Origin of the sequence: Knoellia sp. p5-6-4 (assembly GCF_029222705.1) — a bacterium.
GTDB lineage: Bacteria > Actinomycetota > Actinomycetes > Actinomycetales > Dermatophilaceae > Pedococcus_A.
Map to the genome: position 1 here is coordinate 395,207 of NZ_JARGZF010000001.1, position 17,852 is coordinate 413,058.

A 17,852-nucleotide genomic window follows, 5' to 3' on the forward strand; every position below is an offset into this window, starting at 1 on the left:
TATGACACCCGGGGTGACGCGCGGCCCGCGCACACCACCGACAACGAGGAGGCCGCCCGGATGACTCCGGGCGGCCTCACCACCGTCGCGGACGACGGCGCGCTGGGTGCTACTTGAGGAAGTCGGGCACGTCGAGCTCGTCGGCGTCGTCGAACGTGACGGTGCGCGGCGGCCGCGCCGCCTGCTCCTGCTGGGCCGGCTGCACCGCGGGGGCGGGGTGACCGGCCTGGCCGTTGCCCGAGACCGGCTGCGCCTGGCCGTTCGAGTGCTGCACCGGCTGGGGCACCTGCTGCGGGGCGGGCCGCGGGGCCGGCTGCTGCTGGGCCGGCGGGAACATCGGCACCTGCTGCTGCGGGCGCTGCTGGGCCTGCACCTGCTGCGGCTGCTGGACGGGGGCCGGCGGCTGCGTGCGCTGGGTGGCTCCCTGGATCTGGCCGATGGCCCGCTCGTCGTTGCGCTTGATCGGCGCCCCGCCGTCGAAGCCGGCGGCGATGACGGTCACCCTGACCTCGTCACCGAGCGCGTCGTCGATCACTGCGCCGAAGATGATGTTGGCCTCGGGGTGAGCCGCCTCCTGCACCAGTCGCGCGGCCTCGTTGATCTCGAAGAGGCCGAGGTCGCTGCCGCCCTGGATCGAGAGCAGCACACCGTGGGCGCCGTCGATGCTGGCCTCGAGCAGCGGCGAGGAGATCGCGAGCTCGGCGGCCTGCACCGCGCGGTCGTCGCCGCGGGAGGACCCGATGCCCATGAGGGCCGAGCCGGCGCCCTGCATGACCGACTTGACGTCGGCGAAGTCGAGGTTGATCAGGCCGGGCGTGGTGATCAGGTCGGTGATGCCCTGGACGCCCGAGAGCAGCACCTGGTCGGCGCTGCGGAACGCGTCGAGCATGGAGACGGCCCGATCGCTGATCGACAGGAGCCGGTCGTTCGGGATGACGATGAGGGTGTCGACCTCCTCGCGGAGGTTGAGGATGCCCGACTCGGCCTGGTTGGCCCGGCGGCGGCCCTCGAAGGTGAACGGGCGGGTCACGACACCGATGGTCAGCGCCCCGAGGCCCTTGGCGATCTTGGCGACGACGGGGGCGCCACCGGTGCCGGTGCCGCCGCCCTCGCCGGCGGTCACGAAGACCATGTCGGCCCCCTTGAGGACCTCCTCGATCTCCTCCGCGTGGTCCTCCGCGGCCTTCTTGCCGACCTCGGGGTCGGCGCCGGCGCCGAGACCCCGCGTGAGCTCGCGGCCCACGTCGAGCTTGACGTCGGCGTCGCTCATGAGGAGCGCCTGTGCGTCGGTGTTGATGGCGATGAACTCGACGCCCTTCAGGCCAACCTCGATCATGCGGTTGATGGCATTGACGCCACCACCGCCGATGCCGACGACCTTGATGACGGCCAAGTAGTTCTGTGGTGCAGCCACGTCGGTGGGCCTCTCCTGAAAGCGTTTCTGGGTGGTTCGTGCCGGCACGATCGCACTTGCAGCCCCGAGCGGTAACGCCGAGCAAAAGTCTCAGTGTCCACTAGAGGGTTAGAATTATGTCAACCCTGCCGTCGCAGACGCTATGCGCAAGGGGTGGGGCAAGCAACCGCCGCACCCGCGTGTCGCGAGACTGGTGGACGGACTTTTTGGCGGACCCCTGCCCGACTGCGGATGGCATGTCACAACAGCCACACAAGCCTCTACCGTCACTCTACATCGAGGCTCCTCCGGCCCCGCAACCGGGGCGGCGGCCAGACGCGCTCCAGAATCTCGTCAACGGGTCACAGGGGTGTCGGGCGCACTGACGTCGATGAGCTTCGGACGCGTCTTGAGCAACGCGACCATCACCGTCAGCTTCTTCTCGGGCTGCCCGACGCCGCCCCAGACGACCGTGGCCCCACGGACGCGCAGGGTCACCAGGTTGGCGCCGCTCACGGTCACCTTGGTGGTCTGCTTCTGCAGCGCCGGTGGCAGCACCTCCATGACGTCGACGGCCGCGAGCAGGGCGTCCTTCGAGAGGGCGTCGTCGGAGGCCGCGTCGACCATCGGCACGCCCTTGGGTGCGGTGTGGACCTGGGCGTACGCCACCCCGCGCGAATCCACAACGTGAAGTTGACCTTTAGGGTTCTTGGCGACCAGCACCGGAACTCGCGGGCTCGCGTGGATCACCAGGGTGCTCGGCCACGAGCGCTCGATCGAGACGTTGGCCAGCGTGGCCCGCTGCCGCACCCGGTCGGCGATCGCCGCGTCGTCCACTCGGACCATGGGCGTGCCCATGGGCACCGCCGCCAGACGGGTGATGGGTGCGACCTCGGCCGAGGGGACGCCCACCACCTCCACCGCGCGCACGGCGAGCACCGGGCTGAAGGCGACCAGCCAGACCAGGCCGGCCAGCACGAGGACCGTCCCCACCGCCCAGGCCGTCAGCCGCCACGGCCGGCGCCGGACCTGGTCGGCGCGGTGCTGGAAGCGCGCACGGGAGGACGCGAGCCCCCGCTGGGGCAGGGTTGCGCGGCCGCTCATGCGCCTTGGAGGGACCGCAGGATCTCCGGCCCGAGCATGGTGACGTCACCGGCGCCGACGGTCATGACCAGGTCGCCGGGGCGGGCGCGGCCGGCAGCCTCCCCTGCCACCGCGGACCAGGACGAGACCACCTCGACGTCGGCACCGGGTCGCAGCGCGCGCAGCTCGTCGACGATCAGCTCCGAGGAGACCCCGGGGATCGGGTCCTCCCGGGCGCCGTAGACCTCCATGAGCACCACGCTGTCGGCGGGCGCGAGGGCGGCGGCGAACTCCTTGGCGAAGTCACGGGTGCGGGAGTACAGGTGGGGCTGGAACACCACGATGAGCCGGCCCTCGCCGACCAGCTCGGCGGCCGTCTCCACGACGGCGGCAACCTTCCCCGGGTTGTGGGCGTAGTCGTCGACCACGCTCACCCCGGCCGCGGTGCCCTTGGGCTCGAACCGCCGGCGCGTTCCGGTGAAGGAGAAGAGCCCCTCGAGTACGCTCGCCGGGTCCTGGCCGAGGCCCTGCGTCGCCGCGGTGAAGGCCGCCGCCGCGTTGAGCAGGTTGTGACGGCCAGGGATGTTGACACGCAGGTCCCAGGACCTGCCATCGGCGTCGCGCAGCGGCACCTTCCCCATGAGCCCGTGGGTGACCGGCTCGCCGAGGACGACGTCCGCCCCGGTGGCCCAACCGTAGGTGAGCACCCGCAGACCCGCCTCACGCGCGCCCTCGGCGAGGGCGAGCGAGCCCGGGTCGTCGTGGCAGGCCACGAGCAGGCCGCCAGCCTGCACGGAGCCGGCGAACTCGGCATACGCGGCCTTGACGTTCTCGAAGGTGCCGTAGAAGTCGAGGTGGTCGGGCTGGACGTTGGTGACCACGGCGACCTCGGGGCGGTAGACGAGGAACGACCCGTCGCTCTCGTCGGCCTCGGCCACGAAGACCTCGCCGGTGCCCCAGTGGGCGTTGGTGCCGTGCTTGGCCAGCTCACCGCCCGCGGCGAACGACGGGTCGGCGCCGCAGTGCTGGAGCGCGACCGTGAGCATCGACGTGGTCGTGGTCTTGCCGTTGGCGCCGGCGACGGCAACGCGGCGCGAGGACGCCATCGTGCTGGCCAGCGCCTGCGAGCGGTGCAGCACCCGCAGCCCACGCTCGCGGGCAGCGGCGAGCTCGACGTTGCCCTCGCGGATCGCTGACGAGATGACCACCGTGTCGACGCCCTCGAGATGCGCGGGGTCGTGGCCGACGTGCACGTCGGCACCCTCGGCCGACAGGGCGGCCATGACGGGCGAGTCCTTCGCGTCCGAGCCGCTCACCGCGCAGCCACGGGCCAGCATGACCCGCGCGACCCCGGACATCCCGGCACCGCCGATGGCGATGAAGTGCACACGCCCGAGCTTGTCGAGGGTGGGCACCGGGGCCCGGAAGTCGAAGCGGGAGTTGGCGCCGTTCATCGACGGCTCCTCGAGGACTCGGCGAAGGCACGGGCCACCATGTCGGCGAGCAGCTCGTCGGCCCCGCGCTCCCCCACCCCCGCCGCTGCCTCGCCCATGGTGTGCAGGCGGTCGGCGTCGCTCATCAGCGGGATGAGGTGGGTGTCGATCCACTCAGGGGTGAAGGCCGCGTCGTCGACGAGGATGCCGCCGCCGGCGGCGACCACGTCGGCGGCATTGAACCGCTGCTCGCCGTTGCCGATCGGCAGCGGTACGTAGACCGCGGGAAGGCCCACGGCGGTCAGCTCGCACACGGTGTTTGCCCCGGCGCGGGCCACGACGAGGTCGGCCGCGGCATACGCCAGCTCCATGTGGTCGGCGTAGGCCGCGACGACGTACGGCGGGCCGGAGACCTCCGAGACCGGTTCGAACTCCTTGCCCAGCCCGGTGACGTGCAGCACCTGGATGCCGGCCGAGCGCAACGCGTCGACCCGCTCCTGGAAGGCGTGGTTGAGCCGCTGCGCACCGAGCGAGCCGCCCGTGACGAGCAGCGTGGGCCACTGCGGGTCCAGGCCGAAGGCGTCGAGCCCCTCCCCCCGTCGGGCGCTCCGGTCGAGCATCGCGATCTCCTGCCGCAACGGCATTCCCACCACCGTGGCTCCGCGCAGGGCGGTGGAGGCGAAGGTCGTGGCGACGTGCCGGGTGAAGCGGGCCCCGAGCCGGTTCGCGAGGCCGGGCCGGGCGTTCTGCTCGTGGATGACGATCGGGATGCGGCGCCGGCGGGCGGCGAGGTATGCCGGCGTGGAGACGTAGCCGCCGAAGCCCACCACCACCTCGGCACCCGTCTCGTCGATGGCCCGGCCGGCGGCGTCGACCGCGGCCCGCAGGTTGCGGGGAAGCCTTGCGAGGTCACCGGAGGGCCGGCGCGGCAGGGGCACCTTCGGGATGGTGCGAAGCTCGTAGCCGCGCGCCGGGACCAGCCGGGCCTCGAGGCCCTGCTCCGTGCCCAGCGCGGTGACTCGGATCTCCGGCTCACGACGGCGCAGGCAGTCGGCGAGGGCGAGCAGGGGCGAGACGTGGCCGGCCGACCCCCCACCAGCCAGCAGCACCGAGGGGGGAAGAGCGGTCACCGGTCCCCCTTCCGGGCTCGGCCGACGGACAGGGCGGGAAGCACGGCGAGCGAGCGGCGCACCACCGAGGGCCGCGCGGCGAGCGCCTCGGCGCAGCCGGGCTCGCTGCGGGCGAAGGACAGCAGCATCCCCAGGGCCAGCATCGTCGTCACCAGCGATGAACCACCGGAGGAGACGAGGGGGAGCGGGACGCCGATGACGGGCAGCAGGCCGATCACCGCGCCGATGTTGACCATGGCCTGCACGACGATCCATGCCATGACGCCGCCGGTCGCGACGCGGATGAAGAAGTCGTCGGTGCGCAGGACGATGCGGTAGCAGACCAGCGCCAGCGCGGCGAACAGCGCGAGCACCACGAGGGTGCCGGGCAGGCCGAGCTCCTCGCCGATGATGGCGTAGATGAAGTCGTTGTGCGGCTCCGAGAGCCACTGCCACTTCTCGCGGCTGGCGCCCAGGCCGACGCCCCACCAGCCCCCGTCGGCCAGTGCGTACCGGCCGTGGAGGGGCTGGCGGGCGGCGCCGAACGGGTCGGTGTCGCGGCCGAGCCACACGTCGAAGCGGGCGAGCCGGTTGGGGCTGGTGAGGATCATGGCCCCGGCCATGAGCGTGAAGGCGACGATGCCGCTTGCGAACAGCTTCCAGGAGACGCCTGCGGTGAACAGCACGGCCGCCACGACCGCGCACATGACGATGACGGTGCCCAGGTCGTGCCCGAGCAGCACGAGCCCGATCGCCACGACGGCGAAGGGGAAGAGGTAGGGCACCACGACGTGCTTGACGCTGCCGAGCAGCTTGCGCTTGCGGGTCAGCACCGCGGCTCCGAACAGGACGAGCCCGAGCTTGCCGAACTCGGACGGCTGGAGGGTGAACGAGCCGACGCCGATCCAGTTGGTGTTGCCGTTGACGCTCTTGCCGAGCGGGGTGAACACGAGCAGCTGCAGCGCCATCGCCCCGAGGAGCGCAGGCACGGCCAGCAGCTTCCACCGGGACACGGGGATGCGCGAGGCGACGGCCATGAAGACGGCTCCGACCACCGCGAACTGCGCCTGGCGCATCGCGATCGTGTAGGAGGAGTCGCTGCTCTTGTACGACACGATGGCCGAGGCGGACAGCACCATGATCAGTCCGATGACCACCAGCACCGCGGTGACGCTGAGCAGCACGTAGTAGGTGGTCACCGGGGACTCGAGGCGCTGCAGCCAGGCGGACACGCGGCCGGTCTCGGTGTGGCGTGCCTTCCCCGCGGAGGCTGTGGCACTGCTCACGGCTACTCCCCCTCGGTGCGGGACGCCCGTCGGGCGACGGCCTCGGCGAAGGCATCACCACGAGCGCCGTAGTTCTCGAACATGTCCATGGAGGCCGCCGCCGGTGCGAGCAGCACGACGTCGCCCGGCTGGGCGAGGCCGGCCGCGTGGGCCACGACGAGGTCCATGACCCCAGTGTCCGTGGTGGGGACGTCGACCACCGGCACATCCGGTGCGTGTCGGGCCAGCGCCTCGGCGATCTGCGCCCGGTCTCGGCCGATCAGCACCACCGCGCGCAGGTGGGACGCCGCCTCGCGCACGAGGTCGTCGACGTCGGCCCCCTTGAGCAGTCCACCGGCAACCCAGACCACGTGCTCGAAGGCCCGCAGCGAGGACGCCGCGGCGTGCGGGTTGGTGGCCTTGGAGTCGTCGACGTAGCGCACCCCGTCGACGGTGCCGGCGTCGGCGATCCGGTGCGGGTCGGGCGTGAAGCTGCGCAGCCCGTCGCGGACGGCCACGGGCGGCACGCCGTAGGCCCTGGCCAGCGCGGCGGCGGCGAGCGCGTTCGCCAGGTAGTGCGGTGCGAGCGTGGCCTGGCTCCCCTGCACGTCCTTGAGGGTGGCGAGCTCGGCGGCCGACGTCTGGCGCTGCTCGACGAAGGCGCGGTCGGCGACGACGTCCTCGACGACGCCCACCATCGACAGGCCGGGGACCCCGAGCGTGAAGCCGACGGCCCGGCAGCCCTCCTGCACATCCGCGTCCATGACCAGCTGCTCGGTGACGGGGTCCTGCACGTTGTAGACGCAGGCGACCTTGGTGTTCTCGTAGACCCTGCCCTTGGCCCGGGTGTACTCCTCGAACGAGCCGTGCCAGTCGACGTGGTCGGGGGCGACGTTGAGGCAGGCCGACGCGTGCGGGGCCAGCGACTGCGACCAGTGCAGCTGGAAGCTCGAGAGCTCGACCGCGATCACGTCGAAGGGTTCCGGGTGCAGCACCGCCTCGAGGATCGGCGTGCCGACGTTGCCGGCACTGGTGGCCCGCAGGCCGGCCGCCCTCAGCATCGAGGCGAGCATGTTGACGGTGGTGGTCTTGCCGTTGGTTCCCGTGACCGTGAGCCACGGGGCGGCGCCCGCCTCCGGACGCATCCGCCAGGCCAGCTCCACCTCGCCCCACACCGGTATGCCGGCCTGCGCGGCCTGCGCGAGGAGCGGCTGGTCGGGGCGCCACCCGGGTGAGGTGACGACGAGGTCGAGCGGCGCCTCGTACGGCAGGTGCGCCACGTGCTCGGCGCCGATCCGGACCTCGACGCCGAGGATGTCGAGGATGTTGGCGCGCTCGCGCAGGGCCTTGCTCTGCTCGGGGTCGCCGCCGTCGACGGCGATGACCCGGGCGCCGCGTTCGTGCAGCGCGTCGGCGGCCGCGAAGCCGCTCAACCCGATGCCGGCGACGAGCACCCGCAGCCCGCTCCAGTCGGCGCCGGCGCTGGTCAGCCCGTCCAGTCGTCCCCCGAGAGGTGCACTGCTCACGTTGTTCCCACTACCCACTCTGCATAGAACAGCCCGAGGCCCAGGGCCACGAACAGCCCGGCGATGATCCAGAACCGGATGACGATGGTGACCTCGTTCCACCCCACCAGCTCGAAGTGGTGCTGGAGGGGCGCCATCCGGAACACGCGCTTGCCTGTCAGCTTGAACGAGCCGACCTGGATGATCACCGACAGGGTGATGGCGACGAAGAGGCCGCCCAGGATCACGACGAGCAGCTCGGTGCGGGTCGTGATCGCCAGGCCCGCCAGAGCGCCGCCGAGCGCCAGCGACCCGGTGTCACCCATGAAGATCTTCGCCGGCGAGGCGTTCCACCAGAGGAACCCGAAACAGGCGCCCATCCCGCAGGCGGCCACGACGGCGAGGTCGTGGGCGTCACGCACCTCGTAGCACTTGATGCCGGGGTTGGTCTGGCAGTTCTGGTTGAACTGCCAGATGCCGATGAGGACGTAGGCGGCGAAGACCATCACCGAGGCGCCGGTGGCCAGGCCGTCGAGGCCGTCGGTGAGGTTCACGCCGTTGGAGGTGCCGGCGATCATGAGGTTGGCCCAGATGACGAACAGGATCAGGCCGAGGATGGTCCCGGCGAAGGCCAGGTCGAGGTTGGTGTCGCGGACGAACGAGATGTGCGTCGAGGCAGGGGTGCGCGACTTCTCGTTGGGGAACTGCAGCGCCAGCACCGCGAACAGCACGGCCACCAGGGTCTGCCCGGCGAGCTTCTCCCCCGAGCGCAACCCCAGGCTGCGCTGCTTGCTGATCTTGATGTAGTCGTCGAGGAAGCCCACGAGGCCGAGGCCGCCCATGAGGAAGAGGACGAGCAGCCCGCTCATCGTCACCGGTGTCAGGGTCACCAGGTGGGCGACGCCGTAGGCCAGCAGCGACGCCGCGATGATGACCGCCCCGCCCATCGTCGGCGTGCCGCGCTTGGTGTGGTGCGAGGTCGGGCCGTCGTCGCGGATGAACTGGCCGTAGCCGCGGCGCACCAGGAACTTGATGAACATCGGCGTGCCGAAGAGCGCTGCGACCAGGGAGACCACGGCCGCGATCAGGACAGCCTTCACGTCGTGCTGCCTTCCTTCGTGTCGGCCAGTCGGTCTCCGAGCCACCGTAGCCCGGCGTCACGGCTGGACTTGAGCAACACGACGTCGCCGGGGGCGAGTTCTCGCTCCAGCAGGTCGTAGGCGGCGTCCGCGTCGGGCACCCAGGTGGCCTCGTCGCCCCACGACCCCTCGTGCTGGGCGCCGGTCGCCATCGGGCGCGCCGTCTCCCCCACGACCACCAGGCGCGAGATGTTGAGCCGCACGGCGAGCCGGCCGATGGCGTCGTGCTCGGCGGTGGACTCCTCGCCCAGCTCGAGCATCGAGCCCAGCACGGCCCAGGTGCGCCGGCCGTGCCCCATGGCGACGAGGGCCTTCAGGGCCGCCCGCATGGAGTCGGGGTTGGCGTTGTAGGCGTCGTTGACGACGGTCACGCCGTCGGGCCGGTCGGTGACCTCCATCCGCCAGCGGCTGGCGGGCGTGGCGGCGGCCAGGGCCGCGGTGGCCGTGGTCGGAACGAGGCCGCACTCCAGGGCGACCGCCAGCACGGCCAGCGCGTTGCCGACGTGGTGCTCGCCGTGCAGGGGCAGCTTCACCCGCAGCGGCGCGTCGAGCCCGTGGCCGGAGACGGTGAACGAGGGACGGCCGGCGCTGTCGAGCTCGATGTCGGTGGCGCGCAGCCCGGCCTCGGGGCTGGTGCCGACGAGGAGCGTGCGGGCGTCCGTCGTGGCGGCCATGGCTGCGACCACGGGGTCGTCGGCGTTGAGCACGGCCAGCCCGTCGGGCCGGAGTGCCGCGACCAGCTCGGACTTGGCTCGCCCGATCGCCTCGCGGGAGCCGAACTCGCCCACGTGGGCGCTGCCGACGTTGAGCACGACGCCGATGTCGGGGGCGGCGATGCCCGTGAGGTACTCGATGTGCCCGATGCCCCGGGCGCCCATCTCGACGACGAGGAACCTGGTCTCTGGCGTGATGCGGCAGACGGTGAGCGGCACGCCCACCTCGCTGTTGAGCGAGCCGACCGGCGCGACCGTGGTGGCAGCCGCCGAGAGCACGCTCGCGAGCAGGTCCTTGGTGCTCGTCTTGCCCGACGAGCCGGTGATGCCGATGACGGTGACGTCGGGGTGTGCAGCCAGGACCCCCCGGGCGAGCGCGGCGAAGCCATCCTGCACGTCGTCGACGACCACGCACGGCAGCTCCTCCACCTCCCGCGTGGTCAGGGCGGCGACCGCGCCCGCCTGCCCCGCTGCGCCGACGAACCGGTGTCCGTCCATGGCCTCGCCCACGCGAGCGACGTAGAGCCCCCCGGGCCCGGCCTCGCGCGAGTCGGTGACGACCGGGCCGTCGATGACGAGGGCGGCCGCGCGCTCGTCGTCGACGCCGTGCAGCCGACCCCCGGTCAGGTCTGCGATCTCCATCAGCGACAGGGGGATCATGCCTCTGCTCCCAGGGTGATGAGCTGCTGCAAGGCCTTGCGCACTTCCTCACGGTCGTCGAACGGGTGGATGGTGCCGGCCACCTCCTGGCCGGTCTCGTGGCCCTTGCCCACGACGGCGACCGTGCTGCCCGGACCGGACCGGTATGCCGCGTGGACGGCCTGCGGGATGGCCAGCGACCGGCGCTCCACGTCGTGGAGCTCCGCGGCCGTGCCGGCCTCCCGCGCCCCGGCGAGGACGGCGGCGCGGATCGCGGCCGGGTCCTCCGTGCGGGGGTTGTCGTTGGTGACGAAGACGAGGTCGGCGTGCTCGGCGGCGGCACGGCCCATGGCCGAGCGCTTGCCCCGGTCGCGGTCTCCTCCCGCACCGAGCACCACGACGAGGCGGCCCGGCGTCGTGGGGCGCAGGGCCCGCAGGGCAGCGGCGACCGCCTCGGGGGTGTGGGCGTAGTCGACCACGACCCGCGGCAGGTGCTCGCCGCCCTCGACCGTGACCTGCTCCATGCGACCCGGCACGTGGGGGTCGGCGGCGCAGGCGCGCTCGACCTCGGCCGGGCCGTGGCCGGACACGAGCAGCGCCAGGGCCGCGAGGGCCGTGTTGACCCGGTTGAAGTCGCCGGGCAGCGCCGAGCGCAGCCGCAGCGTCGTGGCGCCGTCGGCCAGGGTGAACGCCATGGGGTCGGCGTCGTCGGCGACCAGCTGCCAGTCGGCGGCCACGTCTGGTCGCGAGGAGAGCGTGGTGACCGGCACCGTGGCCAGGCCCGCCAGCTCCCTTCCCCACTCGTCGTCGACGCACACGATGCCCTGCCGTGAGCGCTCCGGGGTGAACAGGGCCGCCTTGGCCAGGAAGTACTCGCGCATCCCGCCGTGGAAGTCGAGGTGGTCCTGGGAGAGGTTGGTGAACAGGGCCACGTCGTAGACGACGCCGTCGACCCGGTGCAGGTCGAGGGCGTGGCTGGAGACCTCCATGACGCAGGCGTCGAGGCCGCGCTCGGCCATGACGGCCAGCAGGGCGTGCAGGTCCGTGGTCTCCGGCGTCGTGCGCACGCTCTTGACGCGCTCGTCGCCGATCCGCGTCTCCACGGTGCCGATGAGCCCCGTGGTCTGCCCCAGGGCCCCGAGGGCGGAGCTCACCAGGTAGGCCGTGGTCGTCTTCCCGTTGGTCCCGGTGATGCCGTACAGGCGCAGCGGCAGACGCTGCGTGCCGTAGACGAGGGAGGACACCGAGCCCAGCACTGCCCGGGGGTCGTCCACGACCACGCGAGGGACGTCGACGCCGCCGTCCTCGAGCATCGCCGCTCCGGCCGGGTCGGTCAGCACCGCGACCGCCCCGCGCCCCACCGCCCCGGACGCGAAGGCGGCGCCGTGCGCGTTCGCGCCCGGCAGGGCGGCATACAGGTCCCCCGGGACCACGGCCCGCGAGTCGAGCGTGACGCCGGTGACCGCCGCCTCGGCGTCGGGCGCCCGCACCCCCAGGAGCGCTGCCACGTCCGCGAGCAGGGTGGCTCGCACGGTCGCGGGGCGGGGGGTGGACACGAAGGAGGAGACTACCGGCCTCACCTGCGGCGGACGTCGTCGGACTTGGTGTCGCGGAGCACGGTGGGGTCCCCCTTGGCGGGTGTCTCCTCCGCCTTGACCCGGACCTTGGGCGGCGTCGTGGTGGTCGGCGGGATCTCGAGCTCCTGCAGGGCGTAGGTCATGACGTCGCGGAAGACCGGCCCGGCGACGACGCCTCCGAAGTACCCCTTGATGGGTCGCTGGAGGGTGACCGACACGACCAGCTGCGGGTCGTCGGCCGGGGCGAAGCCGATGAAGCTCGCCGTCTTGCCGGAGTAGCCGCGCGCCTTGGCGTCGTAGCGGTCGGCGGTGCCGGTCTTGCCGGCCACGCGGTAGCCCTCGATCTTCGCCTCGGGGGCGGTGCCCTCCTTGCCGACGACGCCCTCCATCATGTCGCGGACCTGCTTGGCGATCTCGGGCGAGACCACCCGCACCGGCTTGGCCGGAGTGGCCTGGGTGAAGCCGCCCCTGCCGTCGCCGACCGAGGCGATGAGGCGCGGCGGGACCCGCACGCCGTCGTTGGCGATGGTCTGGAACACGCCGGTCGCCTGGAGCGCGTTGACCGACAGGCCCTGGCCGTACAGGACCGTGACCCTCTGCGAGCCGTCCCAGTCCTTGGCGGGCTCGAGGATGCCCTTGCCCTCGCCGGGGAAGCCCATCCCCGAGGTCTGGCCCAGGCCGAACCGGTAGAAGTAGTCGTGCATCTTCGAGGACGGGATCTTCTCCCCGGCCAGCACCGTGCCGATGTTGCTGGACTGGGCCAGCACGCCGGCGAAGGTGAGGTACTCGGTGGGGTGGTCGTGGCTGTCCCTGAACGCCCGGCCGTCGGCGCGGTAGATCCGGTTGGGCACCTCGACGACCGTGTGGGGCGTGACGACCCCCTCCTCGAGAGCCGCCGCCGACGTGATGACCTTCGCCGTCGAGCCCGGCTCGTAGACCTCGTTGAAGGCCTTGTTGGTCCAGTTGCCCGCGCTCTGCCCCGGGGTGTTGGGGTCGAACGTCGGGTAGGACGCGACGGCCAGGAGCTCACCGGTGCGGGCGTGCTGCACGACGACGGTGCCCGACAGGGCTTTGGTCTCGATCACCTTCTGCGCCAGGGCGTTCTGGGCGAACCACTGGATGTCGGAGTTGATGGTCAGACGGATGTCGCGGCCGGGGACCGCCGGCGTCGTCTGCTGGTGCCCGGTGGGGATGACCCGGCCGTCGAGCGCCTGCTCGTAGACCGTCTTTCCCGCCTGGCCGGAGAGAGCCTTGTCCATGAGCACCTCGACACCGGCGCCGGCGCTGCCGTCGTCCCGCAGGAACCCGACCAGAGACGCCGCGGCGGTCGACGTGGGGTAGTTCCGCTCGGATGTGGGCTCGCTGTAGATCCCCGGGATGCCGAGCGCGGCGATCTTGCGCCAGTTCAGCGGCGTGATGTTCTTGGCCACCACGCGGTAGCGGGCCCTGCCGGTGAGCACGGGCTCGAGCTCCTTGGCCGGCATGCCGAGCAGCGGCGACAGGTCGGCAGCCGCGCCGGCCACGCCGACCTCGGTGTAGACGCCGTCGACGGTCTTCTTGTACTCCACCACCGCCGTCTGGTCGACGGTCACGGTGCGGCGCTCGATGCTCGACGCCAGGACGGTGCCCTGGGAGTCCAGGATGCGTCCCCTCATCGCCGGGATGGGCACCGTGGCCATGCGGGAGTCGAGCGCGTCCTGCGACGTGGCCGAGGCGTCGAACCCCTGCAGCCGCAGCAGCTGGGCGGCGAAGATGCTGAACACGAACAGCACCGCCACGGTCATCACCCGCATCCTGCGCCGCGGGCTGGCGGTGCCGACACGAACGCCCTTCGGCGGGCGCCCGGCCGGGCGTCGCGGCGGGGTGGCGCGCTGCGGGGGCCGCGGTGACCTCGGCACCCCGGCTGCGCCCGCGGCCGTGCCGCGCGGGGAACGGGCCGGCGCCCCCGGGGCTCGTCGCTGGCCCGGACCACCCGCGGAGCGGGGCTGCCCCGCCTTCGAGGAGGCCTTCGGGTGGGAGGTGCCGTCACCGCGCGGCGCGCCGCGGCGCGCCGCGCTGCTCGACGTCGGCGCAGCGGTCCGCGGCGCGCGCGTCCGGGAGCCGCCGGCCGAGCCGGCCTTTCCCGCCGAGCCGGGCTGGCCCGGGCGAGTGCCTCGGGGCTGCGTCACGTCGATACCTCTGGTCGCTGCTGTCGGGTGGTGTCGGGACCAGCTGGTCCGGGGCGGGAGGGTGTCCTACCGGGAGGGGGTCGGCGCCTGGGCCGGGACGGCCCCGCGGTTCTGCTGGCCGGTCGCGGTGGCCCCCTGGCCCCGCTCGGCGCCCTGGGCCCGGCTGGGGCGGGCCGTGGCCGTGGTGCTCGTCGTCGACTTCGTGCGGGCGTTGACGCTCGTGGTGGTGGTCACGACGGATCCGTCGGGCTTGGTCACCACCACGGTCGTCGTCGTCACGTCCCCCTTGCGTGTCATCGTGGTCTTCGGCTCGGCCAGCAGGCCCTGGGACCCCCCGGCGGCCTGCGCCCGCGTCGGCTTGGCCTGCGGGGCCGTCACCACGGTAAAGCCGGGGCGCTTCTTGGCCGGCGTCGCCACGCCGAGCACCGCGCCGTCGCTGAGGCGGAGGAACGCGGCGGAGTCCGCCGGGACCATGCCGAGCTCCGCCGCGCGCGCTGCGAGGTTGGCCGGGGCCTTCTGGGCGTCGATGGCGGCCGTCAGCGCCTGCTCGGTGTCGGTGAGCTCCCCGGAGGTGGCCTGGAGCCGGTGCAGGGTGAAGGAGCCCTCGGCCATCGAGGTGTTGAGCATGAGCAGGCCCATGAGGCCGCCGATGAGCAGGAGCATGCAGAGCGCGGCGAACATCGCGCTGCCGGGGTGGCCGGCCCTGCCCGGGACCACCCGGAGCGGCTGGGGTGCCGCGGCGCGGCGCTGGGGTGCCCGTGATGCGACCCTCGCCGTCGCAGTCATCTGGCTCATCGGTGCTGTCCCTTCGTGGTGCGGGTCTTCTCGGCGACCCGGAGCCGGGCCGACGCAGATCTGGGGTTGGCGGCCTTCTCGGCGGCGCTGGGCTCCTCGGCCCCGCGCGTCAGCAGCCGCAGGTAGGGGCGGTGCTCCGGCAGCTCGACGGGCAGGCCCTCTGGGGCGCTGCTGCGGGCGCCGGCGGCGAAGACCCGCTTGGTGATCCGGTCCTCGAGTGAGTGGTAGCTGAGCACCGCCACCCGGCCGCCGACGGCCAGGGTGTCGATGGCGGCGGGCAGCGCGGCCGCCCAGGCCGAGAGCTCGGCGTTGACCTCGATGCGCAACGCCTGGAAGGTGCGCTTGCCCGGGTGGCCGCCGCTCTTCTGGGATGCCGCGGGCACCACCTTCTTGAGCAGCTCCACGAGGCGGCCCGAGGTGACGAACGGCTCGGACCGACGCTCGCGGACGATGGCGGCGGCGATCTTGCGGGCGAACCGCTCCTCGCCGTATTCGCGCAGGATCCGCTCGAGCTCGGCGGCCTCGTAGGTGTTCAGGACGTCCGCCGCGGTCAGCCCGCGGCTCTGGTCCATGCGCATGTCCAGCGGCGCGTCCTGGCTGTAGGCGAACCCGCGGTCGGCCTCGTCGAGCTGGAGGGAGGAGACGCCGAGGTCGAAGAGCGCTGCCTGCACCCCGTCGACGCCGAGGTCGGCCACGACCGCGGCGACCTCGTCGTAGACGGCGTGCACCAGCGTCACGCGCTCGCCCCAGGGAGCGAGCCGCTCCCCCGCCAGCGCCAACGCCTCCGGGTCGCGGTCGATGCCCACGAGCCGGGCGTTCGGGCAGCGCTCGAGCACCGCCTGCGCGTGCCCGCCCATGCCGAGCGTGCCGTCGACGTAGACCGAACCGGGCTCGGCGAGGGCAGGGGCGATCAGGTCGAGGATGCGGTCGCGCAGCACAGGGATGTGCCGGTCCTCGGCTCGTCCTCTGGTGCTCATGCGCGTCTCTTCCTGGTGTGTTGCGTGGTGCGGGGCGGTGCGGGGGTGGTGCGTCTGCCGGCTGGCTGGGTGCGGCGGGTGGTGGGCCCTGCGGTCAGGTCTCCATCCGCTTTGTCGCCCGAGACGGGGGAAGTCGCCTCGGGTGGCGAAGCGGCTGGAGACCTGGCTCCAGGGACCGCGCCGGCTAGAGGAGTCCGGGGATCACCTCCTCGCTCTGGTCGGCGAAGGCCTGCTCGGTGCTCTCGAGGTAGGAGTTCCACGCGGCGGTGTCCCAGACCTCGACGCGGGCGCCGGTGCCGATGACCGTGCAGTCCTTGGCCAGGCCGGCGTACTCGCGCAGTGCGGCGGGGATGGTGACGCGGCCCTGCTTGTCGGGGACCTCGTCGGAGGCACCCGAGAGGAAGACGCGCATGTAGTCGCGGGCCGCCTTGCTGGTCGTGGGGGCCTGCTGCATCTGGTTGGCGAGGCGCACGAACTCGTCCATGGGGAAGACGTAGAGGCAGCGCTCCTGCCCTCGCGTGACGACCAGGCCCTCGGCGAGGCGGTCGCGGAACTTGGCCGGGAGGAACAGACGGCCCTTCTCGTCGAGCTTGGGGTTGTGGGTCCCGAGAAACACGCCGCGCACCTCCCCTCTTGGCGCCTGTGCCGCACCACCGACCTCTTGTGCGCCCCACTTTACTCCACCGTTATCCACTTTGCTGCCCAAACCGGCAGATTTTTCGGTATGAGTCTCACGTTTTCGCAGGTCAGCAGCGGTGGTGCAAAGTGGAGGGACTGGACGACGCCCAGGGCCCGACCGGGGACCATGACGCCGTTCGGGTAACCGACCGGTGACGATCTGGAGCGGATCGGCGCGAACCCGACCCGCAAACCCGCCGAAACGGGCACGATGACGCCCCGCAGCGCGTTCCCCGGACGTCACTTCCGCGGCATACCTCTGTCGCGGTGGAGCGTTGTGGGGGAAGATCGATCGACATCGAACGAAGGGACGGCGGACGTGGCGATCACGGAGCCGACGGAGGGACGACTCGTGCACGACCAGATGGCCGCAGCCGACGACGGGCACCCCCACGGCCACGGGCACGAGGTGGCCTCGCTCGACCTGGTGACCAAGGTGGCCGGGCAGCTCGCGCAGGCCATGAACTCCGTGATCGAGGGCAAGCCCGACGTGGTACGCACCGCCATCACCGTGCTGCTGGCGGAGGGTCACCTGCTGCTCGAGGACGTGCCCGGTGTCGGGAAGACGATGCTCGCCAAGACCCTCGCCCGGTCCATCGACTGCTCGGTGCGCCGGGTGCAGTTCACCCCGGACCTGCTGCCCAGCGACATCACCGGCGTCAGCGTGTTCAACCAGGACGTCCGCGACTTCGAGTTCCGGCCGGGCGCGATCTTCGCCAACGTGGTCGTCGGCGACGAGATCAACCGCGCCTCGCCCAAGACGCAGTCGGCGCTGCTGGAGTGCATGGAGGAGGGCCAGGTGACCGTCGACGGCCAGACCTACGGCCTCCCCCGCCCGTTCATCGTCATGGCCACCCAGAACCCCATCGAGATGGAGGGCACCTACCCGCTGCCCGAGGCGCAGCGCGACCGCTTCATGGCCCGGATCTCCCTCGGGTACCCCTCGACCCGGGCCGAGCTCGCCATGCTCGACACCCACGGCCAGTCCAGCCCGCTCGAGGACCTGGCCCCGGTGACCGACGCGGAGACGGTGTCGTCGATGGTCAGGGCGGTGCGCGAGGTCTACACCAGCCCGTCGATCAAGCAGTACGTCGTCGACCTCACCGCCTCCACCCGCTCGAGCAGTGCCCTGCGGCTCGGCGCCTCCCCGCGGGCCACCCTGCAGCTCCTGCGGGCGGCTCGTGCCCACGCGGCCCTCGAGGGTCGCGACCACGTGCTGCCCGACGACGTGCAGTCGATCGCGGTGCCCGTCCTCGCGCACCGGATCATCCCCACCGGCGAGACGCAGCTCGCGCGCAGGACCACGGCCGACGTCCTGCACGACCTGATGCGCAGGGTGCCGGTCCCCTCGGCCAACCGCTGAGAGGCGGGTGGGACG

The 17,852-nt window shown here is 72.3% G+C and carries 14 protein-coding genes; 1 reads left to right on the forward strand and 13 read right to left on the reverse strand.

What is annotated here, in order from left to right:
* Nucleotides 1–109: 109 nt before the first annotated feature.
* From ftsZ to mraZ, 13 genes are all read right to left on the reverse strand, one after another.
* Nucleotides 110–1,414: a cell division protein FtsZ gene (gene ftsZ / locus P2F65_RS01935; RefSeq protein ID WP_275803620.1), complete on the reverse strand. Its 1,305-nt coding sequence runs from the start codon at nt 1,412–1,414 to the stop codon at nt 110–112.
* Nucleotides 1,415–1,747: 333 nt separating this feature from the next.
* Nucleotides 1,748–2,497, reverse strand: coding sequence for an FtsQ-type POTRA domain-containing protein (locus tag P2F65_RS01940; RefSeq protein WP_275803621.1), 750 nt, complete (start codon nt 2,495–2,497; stop codon nt 1,748–1,750).
* Nucleotides 2,494–3,930 carry a UDP-N-acetylmuramate--L-alanine ligase gene (murC, locus tag P2F65_RS01945; protein ID WP_275803623.1) on the reverse strand — a complete coding sequence of 479 codons (1,437 nt, stop codon included), beginning with the start codon at nt 3,928–3,930 and terminating at the stop codon, nt 2,494–2,496. Before murC ends, P2F65_RS01940 begins: the two co-directional genes overlap by 4 nt.
* Nucleotides 3,927–5,039: an undecaprenyldiphospho-muramoylpentapeptide beta-N-acetylglucosaminyltransferase gene (gene murG / locus P2F65_RS01950; protein ID WP_275803625.1), complete on the reverse strand. Its 1,113-nt coding sequence runs from the start codon at nt 5,037–5,039 to the stop codon at nt 3,927–3,929. The genes murC and murG overlap by 4 nt, the downstream gene beginning before the upstream one ends.
* Nucleotides 5,036–6,304: a putative lipid II flippase FtsW gene (gene ftsW, locus P2F65_RS01955; protein WP_275803626.1), complete on the reverse strand. Its 1,269-nt coding sequence runs from the start codon at nt 6,302–6,304 to the stop codon at nt 5,036–5,038. The genes murG and ftsW overlap by 4 nt, the downstream gene beginning before the upstream one ends.
* 2 nt (nt 6,305–6,306) lie before the next feature.
* On the reverse strand, nt 6,307–7,809 hold the full coding sequence (gene murD / locus P2F65_RS01960) for a UDP-N-acetylmuramoyl-L-alanine--D-glutamate ligase (protein ID WP_275803627.1): 1,503 nt from the start codon (nt 7,807–7,809) through the stop codon (nt 6,307–6,309).
* Nucleotides 7,806–8,888: a phospho-N-acetylmuramoyl-pentapeptide-transferase gene (mraY, locus tag P2F65_RS01965; RefSeq protein ID WP_275803628.1), complete on the reverse strand. Its 1,083-nt coding sequence runs from the start codon at nt 8,886–8,888 to the stop codon at nt 7,806–7,808. The genes murD and mraY overlap by 4 nt, the downstream gene beginning before the upstream one ends.
* A complete protein-coding gene (murF, locus tag P2F65_RS01970; RefSeq protein ID WP_275803629.1) occupies nt 8,885–10,300 on the reverse strand; it encodes a UDP-N-acetylmuramoyl-tripeptide--D-alanyl-D-alanine ligase in 1,416 nt (471 codons plus the stop codon). The genes mraY and murF overlap by 4 nt, the downstream gene beginning before the upstream one ends.
* Nucleotides 10,297–11,835, reverse strand: a complete 1,539-nt coding sequence (locus P2F65_RS01975) for a UDP-N-acetylmuramoyl-L-alanyl-D-glutamate--2,6-diaminopimelate ligase (RefSeq protein ID WP_275803630.1) — start codon at nt 11,833–11,835, stop codon at nt 10,297–10,299. The genes murF and P2F65_RS01975 overlap by 4 nt, the downstream gene beginning before the upstream one ends.
* Nucleotides 11,836–11,855: 20 nt before the next feature.
* Nucleotides 11,856–13,640, reverse strand: a complete 1,785-nt coding sequence (locus P2F65_RS01980; RefSeq protein WP_275803631.1) for a penicillin-binding protein 2 — start codon at nt 13,638–13,640, stop codon at nt 11,856–11,858.
* 450 nt (nt 13,641–14,090) lie between these two features.
* Nucleotides 14,091–14,819 (reverse strand): hypothetical protein, encoded by a 729-nt coding sequence (locus P2F65_RS01985; RefSeq protein WP_275803633.1) that lies wholly within the window; start codon nt 14,817–14,819, stop codon nt 14,091–14,093.
* Complete coding sequence (rsmH, locus tag P2F65_RS01990; protein WP_275803635.1) at nt 14,816–15,796, reverse strand: 16S rRNA (cytosine(1402)-N(4))-methyltransferase RsmH; 981 nt, start codon at nt 15,794–15,796, stop codon at nt 14,816–14,818. The genes P2F65_RS01985 and rsmH overlap by 4 nt, the downstream gene beginning before the upstream one ends.
* Before the next feature lie 184 nt (nt 15,797–15,980).
* Nucleotides 15,981–16,412 carry a division/cell wall cluster transcriptional repressor MraZ gene (mraZ, locus tag P2F65_RS01995; RefSeq protein ID WP_275803637.1) on the reverse strand — a complete coding sequence of 144 codons (432 nt, stop codon included), beginning with the start codon at nt 16,410–16,412 and terminating at the stop codon, nt 15,981–15,983.
* Between the two features lie 426 nt (nt 16,413–16,838).
* On the opposite strand from mraZ, the gene P2F65_RS02000 reads away from it, so the two are divergent.
* Nucleotides 16,839–17,837, forward strand: a complete 999-nt coding sequence (locus tag P2F65_RS02000) for an AAA family ATPase (RefSeq protein ID WP_275807212.1) — start codon at nt 16,839–16,841, stop codon at nt 17,835–17,837.
* The last annotated feature ends 15 nt before the right edge of the window (nt 17,838–17,852 follow it).